Here is a 7,570-nt window from a genome sequence, read left to right on the forward strand (position 1 = left end):
GGTCGCCCATCGCGCGGAACCAGGCGGGCGCGGCCTGTACGTCGGCGGCGAGCTGTTCTCGCAACGCCTGCACCAGGATCACGTCGAGCAGGCTGTCCAACAGCGCCTGCTGTCCCGGCGCATCGCGGCGGAGTTCGCCGGCGAACACGTCCAGGGTCGCGCGCAGGCCCGACCCGGGGCGCGGGCGCACCACGGTCACGTCAGGCAGCCCGGTGAGCAGTCCCGCGCACAGATCACCCTGGAAGGTGTACGCGCCGCAGAAGAACGTGGTCGGGTTGTCGGATCCGGTACCGAACGACGTGTGCCGGGCCCCGCCGGGTGGGCCGGAGGAGGGCTGGCCCAGGAACGGGATCACGTCCGCACCCGGCTCGTGTGCCATGAACTGTTCGGAAGGCCCGCGGACCAGGACGATGTCGCCGGACAGCACGTGGCGGGAGCTGCGGGGGTCGGTGGTCCAGATGAACGCTTGGCCGCCAAGGACGCCGTGGATCGCGAGCTCGGCGCCGGTCGGGAACCGTACTCCCCATTCGCCGCGCGCTGTCGCGTGCGAGAAAGCGACACCGCGCGCACGCGAACGCTGCAGCATATCCGTCAGCACATCCACGTCATGAGACGATCGCACATTTTATTGCGCGAATCCAGCATGGATCACGCCACACGGGGCTGGTTGTCTGCTCGAAGGGGACAGAAATCCCTTGAAAGGAAGGGTCGTATGCCCAAGGCAGTGCAGTTCGACCGGTATGGCGACATCGACGTGCTGGAGATCCGGGAAGTGCCCCGTCCCGTGCCCGCCGCCGACGAGGTTCTGGTGCGGGTGCGGGCCGCCGGGATCAACCCCGGCGAGAATGCGATCCGGATCGGCGCGCTGCACGAACGGTGGCCCGCGACGTTTCCATCCGGCCAGGGCAGCGACCTCGCCGGCGTGGTGGCCGAGGTCGGCTCCGCTGTATCCGGCTGGTCGGTCGGCGACGAGGTGATCGGCTGGGTGGACACCCGTTCCAGCCATGCCGAACTGGTCGTCGTCCCGGCCGGCAACCTCGTGCGGCGCGATCCCGCGGTGCCGTGGCAGGTCGGCGGCGCGCTGTTCGTCGCGGGCGCCACCGCGCAGGCGAACGTGCGGGCCGTCGAGGCCGGACCGGGCGACACGATCGTCGTCGCCGGGGCCGCGGGCGGTGTGGGTTCGCTGACCGTGCAGCTGCTGCGCCGTGCCGGTGCCACCGTCATCGGGTCGGCCGGCGAGCACAACCACGCCTGGCTGCGCGATCACGGCGTGATCCCGGTGACCTACGGTGACGGCGTACTGGACCGGATTCGTACGGCCGCGCCCGACGGTGTCGACGCGTTCGTCGACACCATTGGCGACGGCTACATCGACCTGGCGCTCGAACTCGGCGTCGCCAAGGACCGGATCAACACCATCATCGATGTCGCCGGCGCGGCCCGTACCGGCGTCCGCTTCGAGGGCATGCACGGTTGTGCGAACGCCGATGTGCTGGCCGAGCTCGCCAAGTTGGTCGCGGCCGGTGACCTCGACGTCCCGATCGCCGCCAGTTATCCACTCACCGAGGTCCGTGCCGCGTTCCGCGAGCTGATGCGGCGGCACACTCGCGGCAAGATCGTGCTCGAACCGTAGAACACCGTTCCCGTATCGACGAGAAGCGCCCCGGACCGCACGACCGCGATTTCCGTGGTCGGCCGGACATGACTGGAAATACAGAGGAGATGGATGTTCGCGTCCGATACGGATGTAGTGATCGCTGGTGCCGGCCCGACTGGCCTGTTGCTGGCGAACGAGCTGAGGCTCTGGGGCGTGCGAACCATGGTGGTGGAGCGGGAGACCACGCCCAACCAGCAGACCAAGGCACTGAACCTGCAGCCGCGCACGCAAGAGATCATGGAGTGGCGAGGCCGGCTGGAGGCGATGAAGCAGCTCTCCTTTTCCCGGATGAACGGAGGCCACTTCAGTGGGATTCCGCTCAACTACAGTGTGCTCGACACGCGCTTCCCTTACCAGACGGCCATCCGTCAGCCCGACGTGGTGCAGGTTCTCGAGAACGGCCTCGCCGAGTCCGGCGTCGTGCCGGAACGTGGCACTGAACTGGTAGGCATCGACAGAGGTCTCGACGAGAACGACGACCACGTGGCGGTCGTCCTCGCCACCCCCGATGGTGAACGTCGCGTCACCGCCCGCTACCTCGTCGGCGCAGACGGTGGCCGCAGCACCGTACGCAAGCTGACGGGGGTGGACTTCCCGGGGCGGGATGGTCTTTATCCGCCGAGCGTGGTCTGCGACATCGTGCTGGAGGGCCTCTCAGCGGAATTCGAGCCCCGGGGGCCTGTCATGAGGCCGGACAAGGAGTCCGCCTTCCTCGCGCCGATGCGCGACGGGTTGTACCGCCTCGCGTACGGCCCCACACCGGGTGCCGACCGTCATGCAGAGGTCACCGCTGCCGAGGTACAGGACGTGCTCAAGCGCGAGTTCGGGCCCGAGATCCGTCTCAAGGAGTTGCGAGCCGGGTCAAGATTCACGGATGCGACGCGCCAGGCCGCCCAGTACCGGATCGGCCGCGCGTTCCTCGCCGGTGATGCCGCCCACATCCATAACCCTGCGGGCGGACAGGGGATGAACCTGGGGCTGCAAGACGCGTTCAACCTCGGCTGGAAGCTGGCCGCGGCCGTAGGCGGCTGGGCGTCGGCGGAGTTGTTGGACAGCTACCACGTGGAGCGGCACCCGGCAGGGGCCGCAGTTCTGGCGGATACCCAGGCACAGATGGCACTCGGACTCGAACGGCTGGACATTCCCGCTGTGAAGTCCGCCGTAGCCGAGCTCTTGGCCGTGCCGGAGGCGAACTACAAGTTCGCCTCGCAGATTGCCGGCCTGTCCCTCCGCTATGACATCGGGTCCGGCCTGGGCCACCGCATGTCGGACCTCGAGCTGGGTGACGGGCTCCACTTGTCGCACCACGCCCGCGGCGGCCATGGGCTCCTGCTCGACACCACAGGCGACCGGCGCTATGCCGCGACGATCGCGCCATGGAAGGACCGCGTCCGCCACGTCCCCGTGGACGCGGCCGCCTACCCGGAGCTGTCGCCGGCCGCGCTGGTGCGCCCCGACGGGTACGTCTGCGGCGCCGCAGACGACCCGATCGGCCTGCGTGCTGCCCTGGAGACTTGGTTCGGCCCCGGCGTCTCCTGACTCTCTGGCGGTCACCCGGTGCCGGCAACGAGGGAACCGAACAGCGCGGGGTCATGGCGTTCGATGCGCCGCAACAGTATGGGAGCCGGTCCGGCGGACACGTACGTACGAGCAGGTGCTGGCGCAGATCGAACAGCGGATCCTCGACGGCAGACTACGGGCGGGGGAGAAGCTGCCCAGCGAGCGTGACCTGGTCAACGCCCTCGGTGTGGGCCGGACCAGTGTGCGTGAGGCTCTGCGTGCGCTGGAGGCGATGGGCATCATCGAGGCGCGCACCGGTTCGGGGCCCGACGCCGGTTCGATGATCACCGGGCGCACCACGCCGGCTCTCGCCAACCTGCTGCGACTGCACCTCGCCCTGGCGCAGATCAGCCTGGCCGATCTCGTCGAGACCCGCGTCCAACTGGAGCGCAGTGCCGCCCGGGGAGCCGCCGCGGCGCGGACTCCCGAGGACATCGATCGGCTGGCGCAGCTCATCACGGCCATGAAGTCCCCCGAACTCGAACACCAGCAGTTCAACGCACTGGACACCGAGTTCCACGTCACCGTCGCCAGGATCTCCGGTAACGCGCTCACGGCCGACCTCATGCAGGCACTGCGCGACGCCGTCGAGTCCCGCATGGTCGCGGCGTTCGCGCGCCTGTCCGACTGGCGCAGTGTCGCGGACGCGGTGGTCGCGGAGCACGAGGGCATCCTGCGCGCCATCGAGAAGTCCGACCCGGACGCGGCGGCCGACCTCGTCGGCGAGCACATCGTGCGCTTCTACCGGGACCAGATCGTGGACGCTGAGACGGAGTCCTGAGCGGCGCGCGAACTGTGCGCGATCAGTTCGACAGCGGGAGCGTCACCGGGCCCCGAAGACGAGGAGGACGGAGACGAGGGCGATGAGGATGGTGTCGACCGCTGCGCCCGGGTCGAACGGGTGTGGTGTCCTTACTCGAGAGAAAAATCGCTTTCTCAAGTGAGCGGGTGCGGCGAATCCGGCCTGCACCGGAAGCGCGGCCTGGGCCGTGGCATACGGGCGACCGCCGACCGCCGTGACCTGCCACAATCGCCCTATGGAGACAGGACGGGCGGCGACCCTCACCGAGGTGGCGCATAGGGCGGGTGTGTCTCTGACGACCGCGTCGAAAGCCATCAATGGTCGGGATCGGGTGTCGGCTGAGACGCGTGGCCGTGTACTCAAGGCGGCGCGAGAGCTGTCGTACATGCCCAACCGCATTGCGCGCAGTCTGATCAGCGGACGAACCGGGACCGTGGGGCTGGTCGTGATGGACAGCCTGGCGCACCGCTTCGTCCTGCCGATCGTGCTCGGTGCCGAGGAAGCGCTCAGCGAGATCGACCTCAGTATGATCATCAGTGACGCCCGGGGAGACGAGGCGCGGCTGCGGCAGATCGTCGACCGCTTCCAGGAGCGCAAGGTCGACGGGGTGCTTGTCGTCGGCGACAACAACGCGCTCACGCCGAGCGTCGACCGGCTCGATCAGCCGGTCACCTACGTCTACGGCGAGACCGGTGAGAACGACGTTGCCCACGTCCCGGACGACTTGTCGGGTGCCCGAGCCGTGACGGAGCACCTCCTGGAACTGGGCCGTCGTCGGCTGGCTTTGATCACAGGTCCACGGACGGGACGGGCCGTCGTGGAACGCGGGAAGGGGGTGCGGACCGCGCTGCGCCGCAGCGGCGTCGAATTGGCGCAGGCGGTGCACACTGAGTGGTCGCAACGGGCGGCTCGTGCCGCCGCGGAAGAGCTGCTCCATCAGGTGCCGGACGTGGACGCGATCATCTGCGGCTCCGATCAACTCGCCGCCGGAGTGACGGAGGCCGTGCTCGCCTCGGGCCGGCGTGTACCGGATGACGTCGCCATCACCGGATACGACAACTGGTCGGTCTTCGCGTTGGAGAGCGAGCCCCCGCTGACCACGGTCGACATGAACCTGCAGACCCTCGGCGCGGCAGCCGTGCGCGACCTGTTCGGCCTGATCGACGGCAAGCCCGTCGGCGGTGGCGTGCGGCTGCACCCATGCACGCTCGTGGTCCGTGGGTCGACCACGTCCGACTGAGTCGACAGCCGTCCGGGCCCGCCCCCGTCGTCAGTTCCGCGTCCCGAACCGCGGCGGCGACGCGTCCTCGCGTTGGGCTGTGGACTGCGGCCCGTGGCCGCCCAACTGTGCAGTGTGTGACCGACGGGTGGGGTCAAACCCGTGAGGAAGCGTTGCCTCACTGTTGCGCACATGGTTGCCCACTGCGGGCGGGTTCTGGGCTATTGACACTCTGCTGACGGTGCGGAAATATCGCCGCAACATCGGTCGATGAAGGCCGGTCATCTGGGCTTATATGCATCTACCGCAGCCTCGGCAATCGCTCCCCTCCGTGCAGCCCCCTCCTATGTGATATGCCGACAGGCCGTGCAGTGACGGGGAAGCGCTTCCTCACCCAGCCACTCGTCCCCGCAACAGGAAGGGCACTCGCATGCTCCGCCTACGTCCTCGTGCGCGTGTCGTCGGATCGGCGCCAGTACGTCGAACGAGACCCGCGCACCTCCCGATGAACAGCAGTCGTCCGCGCCGGCACGCGTTGACCAGGACCGTGATCGCGGGCCTGATGGTGGCCCTCGGTGCCGTCGTGACGACCCCCGCGCACGCCGCGGGCAACACGCTGACGGTCAACGTCGGTACGGTGGTCCGCCCCGTCACCCACGTGGCCGCGGGCGGACTCTACGGCGTCGATGCAGGAGCCAATCCGCCGCTGAGCCAGCTGTATCCGCTGCACGTCAACAGCTTCACCCAGCCCCCGCCGGGCACCCAGCAGCTGGGCAACGGGGCGACGTCACCGTGCTGCGACGCGCTGTCGGTCGCCGGCAAGGTGACCGACGCGGGCGGTCAGCAGTACGTCCGCCTGCCCGACATCTTCAGCCAGTGCTGTTACAACTGGGTGAGCTGGGACGACTGGGAGTCGAAGGCCCGCACGATGGTGCAGGCGCGCATGAACGCCACCAGCGCCACGAACATCGCGGGCTACGAGATCTGGAACGAGCCGGACCTGAACTGGACGAACAGTACGGGCGGCAACGCCGGCACCTTCGAGGCCATGTGGACGCGTACCTACAACGACATCCGGGCCATCGACACGCGCACGCCGATAGTGGGGCCGGGCACCGGCGGCTACAACCACAACTGGATGCTCAACTTCATGACCAATGCCAAGAACACCAACACGCTTCCGGCCGTCGCGGTGTGGCATGAACTCGCGAACCTCGGCTACCAGTACATCCAGGCCGACGTCAACGACTTCCGTGCCATCGAGACCTCGCTGGGCCTGTCGCACCGGCCGATCTCGATCAACGAGTACGCCGCTCCCTCCCAGGTCGACACGCCGAGCATCGGCGTGCACTACATGGCCGCGCTGGAGCGGGCCGGTGTGCACGACGCCGAGCGCGCCTACTGGTACGAGGCAGGCACGATGAACGGCCTGCTCTACAACAACCAGCCGACCGCGTCCTACTGGGCGTACAAGTGGTACGGCGACCAGTCGGGCAACATCGTCCAGACGGTCCCCCAGTCGTGGGTCGACGGTGTCGCCTCGTACGACGCGAGCCGTAAGCAGGTCAACGTCATCTTCGGTGGCGACAACGGCGACAACGCGGTCAAGGTCAACGGACTCGGCGTCCTCGGCTCGCAGGTCACCGTGACGCTCTCGCGCACCGAGAACACCGGGCGCACGACCAATCAAGCAGCCCCGGTCACCGTGTCCACGGCGACGTACACGGTGGCCTCCGACGGCAGCATCAACGTGCCGGTGACCGGCATGAACGCGGACATGGCGTACCAGCTGCTCATCACGCCGACGACGGGCACGCCGACATGGCAGCAGACGTACGAGGCGGAGAACGCGACAGTCGTCAACGCCAACCGGCTGAACTCCACCAGCGCCTCGAACGGCGGCTATGTCGGTCAGATCGACAACAAGACCGACATGCGTGACGACAGCTTCGTGGACTTCCTGGTCAACGTGCCCACCGCGCGGACGTACGCTATGACCGTCAAGTACGCGAACGCGACCGGGGCGAACTCCACACAGGGCCTCGCCTACAACGGCGGCACATGGTCGACGGTCACCTACCCGCCGACCAGCTCGGGCTGGGGCAACCCGACCGGCACCGTCACCGTAAACGTCAACCTGCACGCGGGTTACAACACGATCCGCCTCGCGAAGGGGTCGCCGGGCTTCTCCGGAGGCGTCGGCTACGCCGAGCTGGACAGCCTCACGCTCGTCTGACCGACTGGCGCCCCCACCCGGAACACAGCGGGGGCCAGAAATCATAAAATTAGCCGCCAAAAACCAAACACCCATGGTTTGGGTTGACCGCCAGTT

Annotated in this window: 6 protein-coding genes and 1 pseudogene; 6 read left to right on the forward strand and 1 reads right to left on the reverse strand. The window is 68.0% G+C overall.

Annotated features, from left to right (window positions below):
* Positions 1-604, reverse strand: a 604-nt coding sequence (locus ABZ848_RS49405) for a cupin domain-containing protein (RefSeq protein ID WP_360843688.1), incomplete at its 3' end; no start/stop codon positions are given.
* Positions 605-712: 108 nt separating this feature from the next.
* On the opposite strand from ABZ848_RS49405, the gene ABZ848_RS49410 reads away from it, so the two are divergent.
* The 6 genes and pseudogenes from ABZ848_RS49410 (at position 713) to ABZ848_RS49435 (ending at position 7,474) form a co-directional block, all read left to right on the forward strand.
* The gene (locus ABZ848_RS49410) at positions 713-1,633 is read left to right on the forward strand and encodes an NADP-dependent oxidoreductase (RefSeq protein WP_360843690.1); all 921 of its coding nucleotides are present in this window, start codon (positions 713-715) and stop codon (positions 1,631-1,633) included.
* Between the two features lie 93 nt (positions 1,634-1,726).
* A complete protein-coding gene (locus ABZ848_RS49415; RefSeq protein WP_360843692.1) occupies positions 1,727-3,196 on the forward strand; it encodes an FAD-dependent monooxygenase in 1,470 nt (489 codons plus the stop codon).
* 115 nt (positions 3,197-3,311) lie between these two features.
* Positions 3,312-3,998, forward strand: a complete 687-nt coding sequence (locus tag ABZ848_RS49420) for an FCD domain-containing protein (protein WP_360843695.1) — start codon at positions 3,312-3,314, stop codon at positions 3,996-3,998.
* 256 nt (positions 3,999-4,254) lie between these two features.
* Positions 4,255-4,401, forward strand: a pseudogene (locus ABZ848_RS49425) (LacI family DNA-binding transcriptional regulator); the annotation flags it as partial.
* A gap of 3 nt (positions 4,402-4,404) precedes the next feature.
* A complete protein-coding gene (locus ABZ848_RS49430) occupies positions 4,405-5,259 on the forward strand; it encodes a substrate-binding domain-containing protein (protein ID WP_360843699.1) in 855 nt (284 codons plus the stop codon).
* A 484-nt stretch (positions 5,260-5,743) separates the two neighbouring features.
* A complete protein-coding gene (locus ABZ848_RS49435; protein WP_360843698.1) occupies positions 5,744-7,474 on the forward strand; it encodes a hypothetical protein in 1,731 nt (576 codons plus the stop codon).
* The last annotated feature ends 96 nt before the right edge of the window (positions 7,475-7,570 follow it).

Source organism: Streptomyces sp. NPDC047081 (genome assembly GCF_040643775.1).
In the GTDB taxonomy this organism is placed as follows: domain Bacteria; phylum Actinomycetota; class Actinomycetes; order Streptomycetales; family Streptomycetaceae; genus Streptomyces.